Source organism: Pseudomonas rhizophila, assembly GCF_003033885.1.
In the GTDB taxonomy this organism is placed as follows: Bacteria; Pseudomonadota; Gammaproteobacteria; order Pseudomonadales; family Pseudomonadaceae; genus Aquipseudomonas; species Aquipseudomonas rhizophila.
Map to the genome: position 1 here is coordinate 5,031,716 of NZ_CP024081.1, position 15,387 is coordinate 5,047,102.

The 15,387-nt window shown below is 60.7% G+C and carries 16 protein-coding genes; 12 read left to right on the forward strand and 4 right to left on the reverse strand.

Annotated elements, in window-relative coordinates; translation table 11 throughout:
- The first annotated feature begins 150 nt into the window (after positions 1 to 150).
- From acs to CRX69_RS23360, 4 genes are all read left to right on the forward strand, one after another.
- Positions 151 to 2,088, forward strand: coding sequence for an acetate--CoA ligase (gene acs / locus CRX69_RS23345; protein ID WP_047229853.1), 1,938 nt, complete (start codon positions 151 to 153; stop codon positions 2,086 to 2,088).
- Positions 2,089 to 2,222: 134 nt separating this feature from the next.
- Positions 2,223 to 3,239 (forward strand): class I SAM-dependent rRNA methyltransferase, encoded by a 1,017-nt coding sequence (locus tag CRX69_RS23350; protein WP_107322949.1) that lies wholly within the window; start codon positions 2,223 to 2,225, stop codon positions 3,237 to 3,239.
- A 119-nt stretch (positions 3,240 to 3,358) separates the two neighbouring features.
- Positions 3,359 to 6,292, forward strand: a complete 2,934-nt coding sequence (locus CRX69_RS23355; protein ID WP_107322950.1) for a DUF748 domain-containing protein — start codon at positions 3,359 to 3,361, stop codon at positions 6,290 to 6,292.
- Position 6,293: 1 nt separating this feature from the next.
- Positions 6,294 to 6,590 carry a DUF2845 domain-containing protein gene (locus CRX69_RS23360; protein WP_047229856.1) on the forward strand — a complete coding sequence of 99 codons (297 nt, stop codon included), beginning with the start codon at positions 6,294 to 6,296 and terminating at the stop codon, positions 6,588 to 6,590.
- 322 nt (positions 6,591 to 6,912) lie between these two features.
- Here CRX69_RS23360 and CRX69_RS23365 read toward each other — a convergent pair whose 3' ends face one another.
- Complete coding sequence (locus CRX69_RS23365) at positions 6,913 to 7,266, reverse strand: BON domain-containing protein (protein ID WP_047229857.1); 354 nt, start codon at positions 7,264 to 7,266, stop codon at positions 6,913 to 6,915.
- Positions 7,267 to 7,545: 279 nt separating this feature from the next.
- Entirely contained in the window at positions 7,546 to 7,965 is a 420-nt protein-coding gene (locus CRX69_RS23370) for a pilin (protein WP_047229858.1), read from the reverse strand.
- Positions 7,966 to 8,190: 225 nt separating this feature from the next.
- Between CRX69_RS23370 and pilB the strand changes: the two genes are divergently transcribed.
- Genes pilB through yacG form a run of 5 tightly spaced genes read left to right on the forward strand, consistent with a single transcriptional unit; the run spans position 8,191 to position 12,814 of the window.
- The gene (gene pilB / locus CRX69_RS23375) at positions 8,191 to 9,891 is read left to right on the forward strand and encodes a type IV-A pilus assembly ATPase PilB (protein WP_047229859.1); all 1,701 of its coding nucleotides are present in this window, start codon (positions 8,191 to 8,193) and stop codon (positions 9,889 to 9,891) included.
- Positions 9,892 to 9,893: 2 nt separating this feature from the next.
- Positions 9,894 to 11,111 (forward strand): type II secretion system F family protein, encoded by a 1,218-nt coding sequence (locus tag CRX69_RS23380; RefSeq protein WP_107322951.1) that lies wholly within the window; start codon positions 9,894 to 9,896, stop codon positions 11,109 to 11,111.
- A gap of 1 nt (position 11,112) precedes the next feature.
- A complete protein-coding gene (locus CRX69_RS23385) occupies positions 11,113 to 11,982 on the forward strand; it encodes a prepilin peptidase (RefSeq protein WP_107322952.1) in 870 nt (289 codons plus the stop codon).
- A gap of 11 nt (positions 11,983 to 11,993) precedes the next feature.
- Complete coding sequence (gene coaE / locus CRX69_RS23390; RefSeq protein ID WP_107322953.1) at positions 11,994 to 12,617, forward strand: dephospho-CoA kinase; 624 nt, start codon at positions 11,994 to 11,996, stop codon at positions 12,615 to 12,617.
- Positions 12,614 to 12,814, forward strand: a complete 201-nt coding sequence (gene yacG / locus CRX69_RS23395) for a DNA gyrase inhibitor YacG (RefSeq protein ID WP_047229863.1) — start codon at positions 12,614 to 12,616, stop codon at positions 12,812 to 12,814. The genes coaE and yacG overlap by 4 nt, the downstream gene beginning before the upstream one ends.
- A gap of 32 nt (positions 12,815 to 12,846) precedes the next feature.
- Here yacG and CRX69_RS23400 read toward each other — a convergent pair whose 3' ends face one another.
- Together CRX69_RS23400 and CRX69_RS23405 are read right to left on the reverse strand one after the other, a co-directional pair.
- The gene (locus CRX69_RS23400; protein WP_076386357.1) at positions 12,847 to 13,062 is read right to left on the reverse strand and encodes a hypothetical protein; all 216 of its coding nucleotides are present in this window, start codon (positions 13,060 to 13,062) and stop codon (positions 12,847 to 12,849) included.
- A gap of 63 nt (positions 13,063 to 13,125) precedes the next feature.
- A complete protein-coding gene (locus CRX69_RS23405) occupies positions 13,126 to 13,812 on the reverse strand; it encodes an energy-coupling factor ABC transporter permease (protein WP_047229865.1) in 687 nt (228 codons plus the stop codon).
- A gap of 145 nt (positions 13,813 to 13,957) precedes the next feature.
- Between CRX69_RS23405 and CRX69_RS23410 the strand changes: the two genes are divergently transcribed.
- From CRX69_RS23410 to CRX69_RS23420, 3 genes are read left to right on the forward strand one after another with little or no spacing between them, the layout of a single operon-like run.
- A complete protein-coding gene (locus CRX69_RS23410) occupies positions 13,958 to 14,584 on the forward strand; it encodes a DUF1780 domain-containing protein (RefSeq protein ID WP_047229866.1) in 627 nt (208 codons plus the stop codon).
- The gene (locus CRX69_RS23415; protein ID WP_107322954.1) at positions 14,581 to 15,108 is read left to right on the forward strand and encodes an MOSC domain-containing protein; all 528 of its coding nucleotides are present in this window, start codon (positions 14,581 to 14,583) and stop codon (positions 15,106 to 15,108) included. The genes CRX69_RS23410 and CRX69_RS23415 overlap by 4 nt, the downstream gene beginning before the upstream one ends.
- 52 nt (positions 15,109 to 15,160) lie before the next feature.
- A complete protein-coding gene (locus CRX69_RS23420; RefSeq protein WP_076386361.1) occupies positions 15,161 to 15,334 on the forward strand; it encodes a DUF3094 family protein in 174 nt (57 codons plus the stop codon).
- The last annotated feature ends 53 nt before the right edge of the window (positions 15,335 to 15,387 follow it).

The window sequence follows — 15,387 nt, forward strand, 5'->3', positions numbered from 1 at the left end:
ATGGCGGTGGATCAGTTGACACAGATGTTGACTGACACAGCGCCATCGCGAGCAGGCTCGCTCCCACAGTTGATTTGTACATGACTTGAACCCTCCGGCTACTCGGCGCATCTTTATGACTTGTCGCAAAAACAAGAATAAGGAACCGTCATGTTCGATATCAGCCAGTACCCCCAAGCCGATGCCGTCCGCCGGGCTGCGCAACTGAGTCAGGACGAGTACACGCGGCTCTACAAAGAATCCATCGAACATCCCAGCGCTTTCTGGGGCGAGCAGGCCACGCGCTTTCTCGACTGGATGACGCCTTGGCAAACCGTCCAGCGCTATGACCTCAAGATCGGCGACGCCACCTGGTTCGCCGGGGGCAAGCTGAACGTCAGCGCCAACTGCATCGACCGCCACCTGGAGACACGTGGCGACCAGACGGCGATCATCTGGGAAGGCGACAACCCCGCCGAATCGGCAGAAATCACCTACAAAAAACTTCATCACCATGTTTGCCGCCTGGCCAACGTGCTGAAAAGCCGCGGCGTGAAGAAAGGCGATCGGGTCTGCATCTACATGCCGATGATCCCTGAAGCGGCCTACGCCATGCTTGCCTGCACACGGATTGGCGCGGTGCATTCGGTGGTGTTCGGCGGTTTTTCACCGGACTCGCTGCGCGACCGGATTCTCGACGCCGATTGCCGCACCGTGATCACAGCCGACGAAGGCGTGCGCGGCGGACGATTCATACCGCTCAAACGCAACGTCGATAAGGCCCTGGAAAGTTGCCCGAACGTCAGCACCGTGCTGGTGGTCGAGCGCACCCAGGGCGAAGTGGCCTGGGTCGAAGGCCGCGACCTGTGGTACCACCAGGCCATGCACGACATGAGCGACGATTGCCCGCCGGAACCGATGGACGCCGAGGACCCGCTGTTCATCCTCTACACCTCCGGCAGCACCGGCAAGCCCAAGGGCGTACTGCACACCACAGGTGGTTATCTGCTGCAAGCGGCGATGACGTTCAAGTACGTGCTCGATTACCGCGACAACGAAGTGTTCTGGTGCACCGCCGACGTCGGTTGGGTCACCGGTCACAGTTACATCGTCTACGGCCCGCTGGCCAACGGCGCCACCACGCTGATCTTCGAAGGCGTACCGAGCTACCCCAGCAGTTCGCGCTTCTGGCAGGTGATCGACAAACATCAAGTCAATATTTTCTACACCGCGCCGACGGCCCTGCGAGCGCTGATGCGCGAAGGTGCCGGACCGTTGCAGGAAACGTCGCGCAAAAGCCTGCGATTGCTCGGCAGCGTCGGTGAGCCGATCAACCCGGAAGCGTGGGAATGGTACTTCAACGTGGTCGGCGAACAGCGCTGCCCGATTGTCGACACCTGGTGGCAGACCGAGACCGGCGGCATCATGCTCAGCCCGCTGGTGAGTGCGCCGCGGCTCAAGCCGGGCTGCGCCACCCGACCGATGTTTGGCGTGCAACCGGTGTTGCTGGATGAAACCGGCAAGGAAATCCATGGCGCAGGCAGCGGTGTGCTGGCGATCAAGGCGAGCTGGCCGGGGCAGATTCGCAGCGTTTATGGCGACCACTCCCGCATGGTCGACACCTATTTCAAGCCCTACCCCGGCTATTACTTCACCGGCGACGGCGCCCGTCGAGACGAAGATGGCGATTACTGGATCACCGGGCGCATCGACGATGTGATCAACGTCTCCGGTCACCGCATCGGCACTGCCGAAATAGAAAGTGCCTTGGTGCTGCACGACAACATCGCCGAAGCGGCAGTGGTCGGTTACCCCCACGACCTCAAAGGCCAGGGCATCTACGCTTTCGTCACGCCGATGGACGGAATCGAGGCCAACGACGCGTTGAAAAAGGAATTGCTGGACCACGTCAGCAAGGAGATCGGCAGCTTCGCCAAACCGGAACTGATCCAGTGGGCGCCGGCACTGCCCAAGACCCGCTCGGGCAAGATCATGCGGCGCATCCTGCGCAAGATTGCCTGCAACGAGCTCGACAGCCTCGGTGATACCTCGACCCTGGCCGATCCAAGCGTGGTGGAGGGGCTGATCGACAAGCGCCTTAATCGCTGAGCGAATGACTCGGTTCCCCTGAGGCATCGAGTCCTTGCGTCGCTGGACTGTGGGAGCACAGCTTGCTCCCACAAATCCCCTCGCCACAGAAACTGCTAAACTCCCGCGCCTCATTTCCTTAAGGCGCGCCCGGCATGTCTTCCTTGAATCAGGCGCTGCGCGCCGCCCTCGATCAGCGTCAGGACCTGCTCGGCCAATTGCACCAGCAAGGCACCGATTGCTATCGCTTGTTCCATGGCAGCCAGGAAGGCGCCCCTGGCCTGACGGTCGACCGCTACGGCCCGCAATTGCTGGTGCAAAGTTTCCATCAGTCACTGGAACGCGATGCCTTGCTGCAATTGCACGGTATCGTCAACGAGTGCCTGGGCCTGGACACCCTGCTGGTCTACAACGATCGCGCCCGGGGCAATTCGCGCGTCGACCGCCAGGACACCGTTTACCAGGCTGACGAAGCCGCCCTGCAAGACCTTGTCGGCCGTGAATGGGGTCTGAACTACCGCGTGCGCGGGCGCCATGCCGGGCAGGATCCATTGCTGTTTCTCGACCTGCGCAACGCCCGGGGCTGGGTCAAGGAACACAGCCGTCACAAAAGCGTGCTGAACCTGTTCGCCTACACCTGCGGCGTCGGCCTGAGCGCCGCGGCCGGTGGCGCGCGCGAGGTGTGCAACCTGGACTTTGCCGAAGGCAACCTGGCGGTGGGGCGCGAGAACGGTTTGCTCAACCCTGATCTGCCGCCCATGGATTTCGTGCAATCGGATTACTTCCCGGCCATCCGCCAACTGGCCGGCCTGCCCATCAGTCAGCGACGCGGGCAGAAGCTGCCAGGTTATGTGCGCCTGGAGCAACGCCAATACGACCTGGTGCTGCTCGACCCGCCCGCCTGGGCCAAGAGCGCGTTCGGCACTGTCGACCTCTTGCGCGATTACCAGAGCCTGCTCAAGCCGGCGCTGCTCACCACCGCTGAAAATGGCGTGCTGATCTGCTGCAACAACCTGGCAAAAGTCTCCATGGACGACTGGCGCGAGCAGGTGCTGCGCTGCGCGGAAAAGGCCGGCCGCCCGGTGCGCGAATGGAAAATACTGACACCCGGCAGCGATTTCCCCTCGCTGGACCAGCAGCCGCCACTCAAGACGTTGATCCTTCAGCTCTGAACCAGCGGTTCAACTCCTTCGCCGAAAACGGACAAATCTGATAAATCACAGTGGCTTCGGAACCGTAAACGCATGCCATACTCCAAGGCACTCCGAATTCACACCAGATGAAGCCGCACATGCCCAAAGGATTGATTCGCGCTTTCGGCGCCCTGTTGACCGTACTGGCCCTCTACAGCCTGCTGGGTTTTCTGATATTACCCGGTGTCGCCTTGCGGATCGCCAATCAACAACTGGCCGACCATGCAACGGTGCCAGCCCAGATTCAGCGTATCGAGCTCAATCCCTTCAGCCTCGAAGTCACGCTTTGGGGCCTGAATGTCGGCGAACCGGGCAAGGAGCAGGTCGCCTTCGAACGGCTGTACACCAACCTGCAGCTCGACAGCCTCTGGTCCGGCGCCCTGCACCTGACCGATATCGAGCTGGACAAGCCCAAGACCGAGATCATGTTCGCCAAGGACGGTCAGTTGAACCTGTTGGGCCTGTTCAAGCTGCCGGCCAGCGAACCCACCCCGGCCGACCCCGACGCCAAGCCGTTTCCCCTGCGAATCGACCGGATCAAACTGGCCGGCGGTTACCTGCATTTTCAGGACCTGCGTCCCAGCGAGCCCATCGAGTTTCTGTACGACACCCTTGATTTCGAGCTCAAGAACCTCAGCACACTGCCCGACGACAACGCCGACATGACCCTGGTGGCCGTCAGCCCTCAAGGCGGTCGGGTCGACTGGACCGGCAACTTCAGCCTCACGCCGATCGCCTCCGAGGGCAAGATCAAAGTCACCGACGGCCAGATGAAAGTCTGGTGGCCCTACGTACGCGACGCGGTACCGCTGGTGCTGGAAAACGGCGTGCTGAACCTGAGTACCGACTACAAGCTCAACCTGGCCAAGGGCACCGAACTGCTGCTCAACAACGTGGCCGTCAGCGTGGCCCCCTTCTCCATCAAGGCGCCGGATGGCCGTCCATTGGCGAAGCTCGAACGCCTGGATGTGAGTGATACAACCGTCGACCTGGCCAAGCAACAAGTCATCGTCGGCAAGATCCGCAGCCAGAAGCTGGAAACCTGGGCCGCGCGCGAGGCGGATGGGCAACTGGACTGGCAAAAACTCTTCGCCAGTCAGCCGGCCAAACCGCAGGTCAAGGTCGAACCGGCGTCGGCCCCGGCAGCCGCCGATTCGCCCGAGCCTGCCCCCCAGGCACCGAGCAAGCCCTGGCAGGTGCTGTTGAAGGACGTGCAACTGCGCAATTACCAGGTGCACCTGGCCGACCGTCAGGCGCAACCTGCCGTGGCCCTGGACGTGGGCCCGCTGAACCTCGACCTGCAGAACTACGACACCCTCAACGGCTCACCCTTTACCCTCAAGCTGGATACCGGGATAGGCAAACAGGGCAAGATCCTGGCTGACGGCGAGGTCAACCTGAACCCGATCACCGCCCGGCTCAAGGTCAAGACCCAGGACATCGACCTGCGGGTCGCCCAGGCCTACATCAACCCGTTCATTCGCCTGGAACTGCGCTCCGGGATGCTCGGCAGCGACCTGGCGGTGGACCTCAAGAGCACCGAGCCGCTGGCATTCGCCGTCACCGGTCGAGCCCAGGTCGATCAACTGCACACCCTCGATACCCTCAGGACCCGGGACTTCATCAAGTGGAAACAGTTGGTGCTCGAAGGGCTCAACTATCAGCACGGCGACAGCCTGTCGATCGACAAGGTCAACCTGTACCAGCCTTACGCGCGATTCATGATCAACCCAGACCGCACCACCAACGTCGATGACCTGCTGATCCCGCAACCGGCCGACAGTGGTACGAACAACAGCCCGGCAAAACCGGCATCCCAGGAGAAACCGCTGGGCATCCACGTCGGCGGCATTGCCATCAACGATGGCTCGGCCAACTTCGCCGACTTCAGCCTGACGCCGAACTTCGCCACGGCCATCCAGCAGCTCAACGGCCAGATCGGCACCATCGACAGCCGCCAGGCCAAGCCGGCCACCGTGGACATCAACGGCAAGGTCGACCGCTACGCGCCTGTCACCATCAAAGGGGCGCTCAACCCCTTCGACCCGATGGCCAGCCTCGACATCGCCACCAGTTTCAAACGGGTCGAACTGACGACCCTGACACCCTATTCCGGCAAATTCGCCGGCTATCGCATCCGCAAGGGCCGACTCAACCTCGACCTGCACTACCGGATCACCAAAGGCAAGTTGCTGGCCGACAACAAAGTGGTGGTCGAGCAACTGCAACTGGGGGAAAAGGTCGACAGCCCGGACGCCGTGAGCCTGCCGCTCAAGCTGGCCGTCGCGCTGCTGAAGGACTCCGAAGGCAGGATTTCCATCGAGCTGCCGGTTTCCGGCGACCTCAATGATCCGCAATTCAGCGTGATGCCAATTGTCTGGCAAACCCTGCGCAACCTGGTGGTACGGGCGGCCCAGGCGCCATTCAAACTCATCGGTGGGCTGGTGGCCGGGGGTGCCTCGCAAGACTTGGGCAGCGTGTCATTCGCCCCGGGCTCAAGCGAACTGAACCCGGACAACGAAGGTACGCTGCTCAAGTTGTCCGAAGCCCTCGGTAAACGTCCGGAGTTGCGCCTGGAGATCGAAGGCACCGCCGCCCAAAGCAGCGACGGTCCGCTGCTCGCCGCCCAGCGTCTGGAACGCGAATACCAGTACAACTACTACAAGATGCTGCAGCGCAGAGGCGACAAAGTCCCTGCCAAGGCCTCGCTGCTGGAGGTGCCCGAGGATGAAAAGGCACCGCTGCTCGAAGGCATCTATCGCACCCGTCTCAAGACCCAGCCACCGGTCGAATGGACGCAACTGGATAAAAAGGCGCGCACGGAAAAACTGCGCGAAGGCGTGATCTCGTTCTGGAGTGGCAACGAAGTGCTGTTGCGCCAGCTGGGACAGGAGCGCGCCAGCAGCATCAAGGATTTCCTGGTGGACAAAGGGCAATTGGCTGATGACCGTGTGTATTTCATCGACGCCAGCCTCGGTCAGGCCGAAAGCGACGGGCGCGTGATCACCCCCATGCATCTGGATGCCGAATAAGATGAAACGTCTGTACGGGCTTAGCCTGATCTTGCTGCTCGCCAGCGGCCAGACGTCGGCAGCCGATACATTGCGCTGTGGCAGCCAGTTGATCAGCGTCGGTGACCGCTCCAGCGAAGTCCTGCAAAAATGCGGGCAACCCGCGGCGCGGGATGACCTGGGCTACAAACGCAGCGTCAATCGCCGGGAAGAATACCCGGTGGAAGAATGGACCTACGGCCCCAACAGTGGCATGTACCAGTACCTGCGTTTCGAGGGGAATCGGTTGGTGCAGATCACCAGCAAGCGGGGGCGCTGAGCGGTTCTGTCATTCAGTTGAGATGGCGTGGGATGTGCCGCCGCCAATCGCGAGCAGGCTCCCTCCCACATTCGAACGCATCTTGCCGAAGAAGCTCGTCCACTGTGGGAGCGAGCATGCTCGCGAAATCGGCCAGTCGATTTCCCAGATGGGTCCCTGAATACTTTTCCATTGCGCAATAGAACAGGCCCCCGGCACGAATGCCGGGGGCCTGTAATGGCCACTTCCGTGTGGCCTTCGCATGAACTCCAAAGCAACGGCAAACGTATGTCTCAGCCCGCTTGCCGTGCCTTCTCCCGGTCCAGGCGAGAAGCCTTGAGTCTTACTCGGATTTCAGGCCGTCAGCCGAAACGTCTCGGACGCCTTTGATTTTCTTGGTAATCGCCACTGCGGTGTCTTTTTGCGCGTCTGTCAGGACAGTAGTCGACGACAGCGACACTACGCCTTTATTGGTTTCTACCTTGATATCGGAACCTGGGATGCCTTTTTCAGTGACCAGATCGGCTTTGACCTTGGTGGTGATCCAGGTATCAGAAACATCTTCTTTGGCTTCTGTCACTTCACCAGCAGCCAGCATCATCGGAGCCTGAGTTGCTTGAGTGGTCTCGGCGAAAGCGCTAGCCATGGTCAGAGTCAGGGCGGTGGCAGCTGCGGCAGTGATAGCGAACTTCTTCATACGAGTAACTCCTGTTTTTCTCAAAAACTGCCGGAGGTGTTTCCCGGCAGGGTTATCAGGAGTAGTGCGAAGGCTGTGCCAGTTTTCACGAATTAATTATTCTTTTAAAATCAACTAGTTAAGCGAAACGGCAATTTTCACAATCATGCAAAATGCATGGCCTGCTGATTTGGGACATGCAAGTTGCGGCTTTTTCGGCGCTCCCTAAGTTTATGAATTGTTGAGGTTTTCCTGGGCAAGGGGAAAAGCCCCTCGCCACCGGCTCAACCAGACCCAAAATCAGGGTGCAGCGGCCCCCGTGCAACCGGCGGGCAAGAATTCCTGGACGGCCGTCGAAGCGCAGGTCCAGACACCGGCTGCTGAACGGGAAAGGGTGATTGCCTTGCCGAGAACGGGAGCTGGCGCATTCAGCAGGGTGCATGCAATGGTTCCGGTTCCGTCCGCTGCAGTACCTGAAGCGGTCAGGGTGCAATTGCTGGTGGGCGATGTTCCGCCGATGTTGGCTAACGTCGGGTTGGTTCCCTGGTTCATGACGTCCTCGAACGGCACCTTCAACGCGGAGACTTCCGCCAGCCCCGCCGTAGCTTTCGCCCGCGCTTGATACTTGGAATACTGCGGCAACGCAAACGTCGCCAGGATGCCGATGATCGCCACAACGATCAGCAACTCGATCAAGGTAAAACCGTTTTGCTTATTCATAGATAATCTCCAAAGCATGAGGTGGAGTCTCATGACCTGAGGAGGCCATTGCATGGCATGTGCCAACCCTGTCGCGCCCGCTGGCAAGGGACTTCGACCCGCCGCGTCCCTATGTCCTACCCCAACAAGCGCACTATCTGACGTTTTTTGTCACTGCGCCCCGCTGGTTTGGTCTGGATGCTTGACTAGGCTATAAGTCATGAACTGTCCGCGTCCGGGATTCCCATGAATGACATCGCCTTAAGCGGTCTGGCCAAGCAATTGGTGCTGGCCGAACTGATCACCGAGCAAAGTGCGCAGCAGGCGTACCAACAAGCCCAAAGCAGTCGCATGCCCCTGGTCAGTTACCTGGTGCAGAACAAACTGGTCCAGAGTCGCCAGGTGGCGGAAATTGCCTCGGAGCATTTCGGCGTGGCCCTGCTGGACCTCAACAGCCTGGACAAGGAAACCCAACCCACCGGCCTTGTCAGCGAAAAACTGGTGCGCCAGCATCACGCCCTGCCGCTGTGGCGGCGTGGCAACAAGCTGTTCGTGGGCATCTCCGACCCCACCAATCACCAGGCCATCAATGACATTCAGTTCAGCACCGGCCTGACCACCGAAGCCATCCTGGTGGAGGACGACAAGCTCAGCGACGCCATCGAAAAGTTTTTCGAATCCACCAGCACCGGCCTGGAAGGCATGGGCGATGTCGACCTCGACGGCCTGGACATCGAGTCGATCGATGATCACAAGCAAGACTCCATCGCCGGCCAGGACACCGACGATGCGCCGGTGGTGCGGTTCGTCAACAAGATGCTGCTGGACGCGATCAAGGGCGGCTCCTCCGACCTGCACTTTGAACCCTATGAAAAAATCTACCGGGTGCGGGTGCGTACCGACGGCATGCTGCGAGAGGTGGCCCGCCCGCCGATCCAGTTGGCCACCCGCATCGCCGCGCGCCTGAAGGTAATGGCCAGCCTTGATATTTCCGAGCGGCGCAAACCCCAGGACGGGCGCCTGAAAATGCGCCTGTCGAAAAACAAGTCCATCGACTTCCGGGTCAACACCCTGCCGACGCTCTGGGGTGAAAAAGTGGTGATCCGGATCCTCGACCCCTCCAGCGCGCAGATGGGTATCGATGCCCTGGGCTACGAGCCGGACCAGAAAGAGCTGTACATGGCGGCGCTCAAACAACCACAAGGGTTGATCCTGGTGACCGGGCCCACCGGCTCTGGCAAAACCGTGTCGCTCTATACCGGGCTCAATATCCTCAACACTGTGGACATCAATATTTCCACCGCTGAGGATCCGGTGGAAATCAACATGGAAGGCATCAACCAGGTCAACGTGAATCCGCGCCAGGGTCTGGATTTCGCCCAGGCCCTGCGCTCGTTCCTGCGCCAGGACCCGGACGTGATCATGGTGGGCGAGATCCGCGACCTGGAAACCGCCGAAATCGCCATCAAGGCCGCCCAGACCGGACACATGGTGCTCTCCACCCTGCACACCAACAGCGCCGCCGAAACCCTGATCCGCCTGCACAACATGGGCATTCCCGGCTTCAACATCGCCACGGCGGTCCACCTCATCATCGCCCAGCGACTGGCGCGCAAGCTGTGCCCACATTGCAAAAGGGCCATCGAAATTCCCGAAGAAACCCTGCTCAAGGAAGGCTTCCCCCGGGAACGCATCGGCTCGTTCACGATCTATGAGCCGGTCGGTTGCGAACAGTGCAACAACGGCTACAAGGGGCGCGTGGGGGTGTACGAAGTGGTCAGGAATACGCCCGAGCTGCAACGGCTGATCATGGCCGAGGGCAACTCGTTGGAAATCGACCTGCAAATGCGCAAGGACGGTTTTAATGACCTGCGCGCCTCGGGACTGCTCAAAGTGATGCAAGGCATCACCAGCCTCGAAGAAATCAACCGGGTCACCAAGGATTGAACATGGCGGTCAAGGCAATAAAAACCGACGTTTACACGTGGGAAGGCAAAGACCGCAAAGGCACGAAAATGACCGGCGAACTGACTGGGCAGAGCCCGGCCCTGGTCAAGGCCCAGTTGCGCAAACAAGGCATCAACCCAGGCAAGGTTCGCAAGAAGTCCACCTCGATATTCAGCAAGGGCAAGCGTATCAAGCCATTGGATATCGCCCTGTTCACTCGGCAGATGGCGACCATGCTCAAGGCCGGCGTGCCCTTGTTGCAGGCGTTCGACATCATTGGCGAAGGCTTCGACAACGCCAACATGCGCAAGCTGGTGGACGAGGTGAAACAGGAAGTCGCCGCCGGCAACAGCTTCGCCGCGTCGTTGCGCAAGAGCCCGCAATACTTCGACGAACTGTACTGCAACCTGGTGGACGCCGGTGAACAGGCCGGCGCCCTGGATACGCTGCTGGAGCGCGTCGCGACCTACAAGGAAAAAAGCGAAGCCCTCAAGGCCAAGATCAAGAAGGCCATGACCTACCCCGCGGCCGTGGTGCTCGTCGCCGCCGTGGTCACGGGTATTCTGCTGGTCAAGGTGGTGCCGCAGTTCGAATCGGTATTCTCCGGGTTCGGCGCCCAACTGCCGGCCTTCACGGTGATGGTCATCGGCCTGTCGGAGTTCATGCAGCAGTGGTGGTGGATGCTGCTGGGCGGCGCGCTGGCGGCGTTCTTCGGTGTCAAACATGCACTCAAGCGCTCCCAGGGCTTGCGTGACTGGCGCGATAAATGGCTGCTCAAACTGCCGCTGATCGGCACCCTGATGTACAAATCCGCCGTGGCCCGCTACGCCCGGACCCTGTCCACGACATTCGCGGCCGGCGTGCCGCTGGTGGAAGCCCTGGACTCGGTATCAGGCGCCACCGGCAATGTGGTGTTCAAACGCGCGGTACAACGCATCCGGCAGGATGTCTCGACCGGCATGCAGTTGAATTTTTCCATGCGTGCTTCAGGCATATTCCCGAACATGGCGATCCAGATGACCGCCATCGGCGAGGAGTCCGGCGCGCTGGACGACATGCTCGACAAAGTGGCGAGCTTTTATGAAGCCGAGGTGGACAATCTGGTGGACAATCTCACCAGCCTGATGGAACCGTTCATCATGGTGGTCCTGGGGGTGGTCGTCGGCGGCCTGGTGGTTGCCATGTACCTGCCCATCTTTCAACTCGGCTCTGCGATCTGACATGCCCCTGACTGAGTTTTTCGCGCTGTATCCCCTGGCCTTTGTGCTCGCCGCTTTACTGCTCGGACTGATCATCGGCAGTTTCCTCAACGTCCTGGTGTGGCGCCTGCCCAAGATGCTCTCGCGCGAATGGCGGCTGCAAGCCCATGACTTGCTGGGCCTGCCCGCCGAAGCCCCTGGCCCGGTCTACAACCTGATGCTGCCGCATTCCCAGTGCCCGCACTGCGGCCACCGCATCCGGGCCTGGGAAAACATTCCGCTATTGAGTTACCTGGCATTGCGCGGTCGTTGCTCCAGTTGTGCCGCGCCCATCGGCCGGCGCTATCCCCTGACCGAACTGGCCTGCGGCATCCTGTCGGCGTTCGTCGCCTGGTATTTCGGCTTTGGCTGGCAGGCCGCAATGGTGATGGTGCTGACCTGGGGCCTGCTGGGCATGAGCCTGATCGATGCCGAGCACCAATTGTTGCCCGATACCCTGGTGCTGCCGTTGTTGTGGCTGGGCTTGATCGTCAACAGCTTCGGCTTGTTCGTCTCCTTGAATCAGGCGATGTGGGGCGCCGTGGCCGGCTATCTGGCGCTGTGGTCGGTGTTCTGGGTGTTCAAATTGATCACTGGCAAGGAAGGCATGGGCTACGGGGATTTCAAGCTGCTGGCGATGCTGGGCGCCTGGGGCGGCTGGCAGATCCTGCCGCTGACGTTGCTGTTGTCATCGCTGGTGGGCGCCGTTATCGGGGTCATTGTGCTGCGCCTGCGTGATGCTCCGACATCGACGCAAATCCCCTTTGGGCCCTATCTGGCCATTGCCGGCTGGATTGCCTTGCTCTGGGGTGGTCAAATAACCGACTTCTATTGGCAGTCTGTCGGTTCCTAATGTCGATTTTAATGAATAGCCCCGCAGAAAAACCCTGGATTCTCGGTCTGACTGGCGGTATCGGCAGCGGCAAAAGCGCGGCGGCCCAGCACTTTATCGACCTGGGCGTGCACGTCGTCGACGCCGATCACGCGGCGCGCTGGGTGGTCGAACCCGGACGCCCGGCGCTGGCCAGGATCGCCGAACATTTTGGCCCCGGCGTATTGCAGGCCGACGGCACACTGGACCGAGCGGCCCTGCGCCAACTGATTTTCGAAGATGCCGAGCAACGCCGCTGGCTCGAGGCGCTGCTACATCCGTTGATCGCCGAGGAAATCGCTCATCATCTGGCCCAGGCACAATCACCCTATGCGATTCTGGTGTCGCCGCTGTTGATCGAGTCCGGCCAGTACGCCATGACCCAGCGGATCCTGGTGATCGATGTGCCGGAACAACTACAGATCGAACGCACCTTGCAGCGCGACAAGACCAGCGAGCAACAGGTCCAGGCGATCCTCAAGGCCCAGTCCAGCCGTCAGGATCGCTTGAGCCATGCCGACGACGTGGTGGTCAATGACCGCGACCTCGCCTGGCTGCACAGCGAGGTCGAGCGCCTGCATCACTTTTACCTTACTTTGCGTGGAGGCCAGTCATGAGCCAAACCCCAACCGTTGATTGCCCAACCTGTGGCGCCCCTGTGGAATGGAGCCCGGAAAACACCTTCCGGCCCTTCTGCTCCGACCGCTGCAAACTGATCGACCTGGGCGCCTGGGCGTCGGAAGAACACAAGATCCCGGTCAGCCCCGATGCCGAGGACGACCTGTTCAGCGAAGAGTTCGAGCCTCGCCACTAGGGAGCCATGAGTTTCCCCACCGCGTTGTCGCCTTAAGGCCGCATGAAGCCATAGTCCTGTTCATCGTCGAGATTCTCCGCCAGGAAACTCAGTTCATCGGCCAGGTCTTCAGCACTGCGCACCGCCTTGCTCTGCTGCACGATCGCACTGAGCAAGGCCCGCAGGCTAAGGCCCGGGTCGAAGCCGATTTCCACTGCCGCATCCTGGCTGCGCCTGATCTCTTGTCTCGCCCACTCATAAACACTCATGGTTGTGCTCCTGGAATTTTTCCAGAGCATGAAGCGCACCCGGCTGCTCAGCCTTGATGTGAATCAAGGCTTGTCGTCATCCTTCCAGGGGGCCGACAGATAGCGCGTACGGTTGAAGGTCTCCAGCCATTCGGGGCTGAACACCACCAACGCACTGACCACCATGCCGTTGATAAACGCCTCGGGAAAGATGATCAGCCAGAGGTAGCCGATGAAATCTTCCAGCCAGTAAGGCATGGCGAACACTCCGTCGTACCACAGCAGGCCAAGCCCCACCAGCAGGCACAACAACGCCGAAAGCGCGGCGGCGAGAAATCCCGAACAGAAGATGTACACGAACAGATTGCGCGGTTGGGCGCGTTCCACCAGGATCGCGCAGCACTCAGTGACCAGCACCGGCAGCAAAATCAGCAACGCACCGTTGATACCCACCGCCGCCATGTCCTGGCGCCCCAGCAGCACCAGGGCAAGCTGGGCACAAAGGCCGCCGAGAATCGCCAGCGGCCAGTCCAGCAGCAGTGTCACGGCGGTCATGCCGATGAAGTGATACGAGACGCCGGTATCGAAATCCCGTCGCACCAGCCACAACATGAACACGGCCAGGACCGTGCCGAACAGCAAGTGCTGGCGACGGCTGTCGGTGAACAGCTCCACCCATGGCGCCCGTGCTACGGCCCAGGCCAGCACCGGCACATAAATCAGCCAGCCGACCGTCAACGTCTGCGCAGACAGCAGTTCGGCACCGATCATGGCGCTACTCCTCTGGCTTGTCCTTGCATCAAAGACTCCATGATCACCTCAGGATTCAAGCCAGCAGTCTACACCCCACCCTTAACCGGCCATAAATCAATGCAACGCTTCCAGCTTGTCGCAATTGAACGCTAAGCTTGGGCTCATGGATGATTCCGATTATTTACGCCTGCTGACCATCGCGGCCGAGCAAGCCAACGCCTTTCTCTCCAATGCCCGCAAATGGGAGCGTGAGCGTTGGGTCTGCCAGCGTCTGCTGCAAGGGCTGAACGTACCCTATCGCGCCGACGAGTTCGCCCCTGCGGGAGAGCCGCCGGACGTATTGTTTCGCGATGCCAACTTCGAGGTGTTTTTTGTCCTCGACGAAGGCCGTCGCCTCAATGACGAATGGCGCGACGAGCTGCAGCGCCGCCGTAGCGCTTTCTCCCTGAGCCAACTGGTGCGCCGCGAAGCCAAGCCCCGACGCATCCCGGCCAATGAATTCCTGCTGCGCCTGGCCCCGACCCTGCGCAAGAAAGCCCACAACTACACCGAACGCGGCATGGATCTGGGGGAGCTGGACATCATCGCCTTCGCCAGCCTCAAGCGTGAAGTGCTGGACCTCAACAGCCATTTCCCGCCGCCGACCGAATACCTGCGCCAGGGTTGGCGCTCGCTGTCGCTGGTGGGGCCGACGTTTGCCCGGGTGCTGTTCGCCCATCCCGATGCGCCGGATTTCCTGCGCAGCAATCTGGGGCGCAGCATCGTGTTCGATGTCGGGATCAGCCTGTGAGCCCACTGCAGGAACTGATTGCCGCCGTGCCCCAGCAAGGCCGCGTACGCTGGATAGGCGTGCGACCCCAGGGCCATGCACCCATGATTGAACTCGACGCCGTGGAGGCCCGTCTGGAGGCCGGCCTGACGGGCGACCATGCCCGTCCCGGCGTGCGCAATGCACGGCAAGTCACCTTGATTCAGTGGGAACACCTGGCCGTGATCGGTTCACTGATGGGCCGCCCGGTGGATCAGCCGGTGTTGCCGCAAGAGCTGCGACGCAACCTGGTGGTCAGCGGTATCAATCTGTTCAGCCTCAAGGGCCGGCGCTTTCGCATCGGCCAGGCCATCTTCGAAACCACCGGCTGGTGCCAGCCGTGCGCGCGACTGGAGCGTAACCTCGGCGAAGGGACGTTCCAGGCCGTGCGCGGCCATGGCGGAATCACCGCACGGGTGTTAAAAAGTGGAATCATTCGCCTGGACGACAGCTTGAGTGTCGAACCTGTTCCGGCGAGCGGCTACGCTGCTTTCAATGCCGGATAGCCAGACGCTGTAGCGTCTATACCTTTCGCAACGTCTACCTGCCGAGGCCTTTATGACCAGCCGCCTGAACCCGGAAGACCAGAAGCATGTCGAAGAGTACCTGCAACTGTCCCAGCACCGAGTCGAGCGCCGGCCTTTCCGGCCGTGGATGCTCCTGGTGGTGGTACTGGCCATCACCATCGGCCTGGGCCTGTTGAGCCGACTGATCAGTTACCTGACGCTATGAGCCGCTTGATGCTCGCGCGGGTAACGGCACCGATTTCCTTTAGCCTTGCGAGA

Coding starts and splice junctions, on each gene's coding strand:
- CRX69_RS23370 (WP_047229858.1), bottom strand. CDS start 7,965: ATGAATAAGCAAAACGGTTTTACCTTGATCGAGTTGCTGATCGTTGTG.
- CRX69_RS23355 (WP_107322950.1), top strand. CDS start 3,359: ATGCCCAAAGGATTGATTCGCGCTTTCGGCGCCCTGTTGACCGTACTG.
- CRX69_RS23405 (WP_047229865.1), bottom strand. CDS start 13,812: ATGATCGGTGCCGAACTGCTGTCTGCGCAGACGTTGACGGTCGGCTGG.
- CRX69_RS23380 (WP_107322951.1), top strand. CDS start 9,894: ATGGCGGTCAAGGCAATAAAAACCGACGTTTACACGTGGGAAGGCAAA.
- CRX69_RS23365 (WP_047229857.1), bottom strand. CDS start 7,266: ATGAAGAAGTTCGCTATCACTGCCGCAGCTGCCACCGCCCTGACTCTG.
- acs (WP_047229853.1), top strand. CDS start 151: ATGTTCGATATCAGCCAGTACCCCCAAGCCGATGCCGTCCGCCGGGCT.
- CRX69_RS23360 (WP_047229856.1), top strand. CDS start 6,294: ATGAAACGTCTGTACGGGCTTAGCCTGATCTTGCTGCTCGCCAGCGGC.
- CRX69_RS23400 (WP_076386357.1), bottom strand. CDS start 13,062: ATGAGTGTTTATGAGTGGGCGAGACAAGAGATCAGGCGCAGCCAGGAT.
- CRX69_RS23385 (WP_107322952.1), top strand. CDS start 11,113: ATGCCCCTGACTGAGTTTTTCGCGCTGTATCCCCTGGCCTTTGTGCTC.
- CRX69_RS23420 (WP_076386361.1), top strand. CDS start 15,161: ATGACCAGCCGCCTGAACCCGGAAGACCAGAAGCATGTCGAAGAGTAC.
- pilB (WP_047229859.1), top strand. CDS start 8,191: ATGAATGACATCGCCTTAAGCGGTCTGGCCAAGCAATTGGTGCTGGCC.
- CRX69_RS23350 (WP_107322949.1), top strand. CDS start 2,223: ATGTCTTCCTTGAATCAGGCGCTGCGCGCCGCCCTCGATCAGCGTCAG.
- yacG (WP_047229863.1), top strand. CDS start 12,614: ATGAGCCAAACCCCAACCGTTGATTGCCCAACCTGTGGCGCCCCTGTG.
- coaE (WP_107322953.1), top strand. CDS start 11,994: ATGAATAGCCCCGCAGAAAAACCCTGGATTCTCGGTCTGACTGGCGGT.
- CRX69_RS23410 (WP_047229866.1), top strand. CDS start 13,958: ATGGATGATTCCGATTATTTACGCCTGCTGACCATCGCGGCCGAGCAA.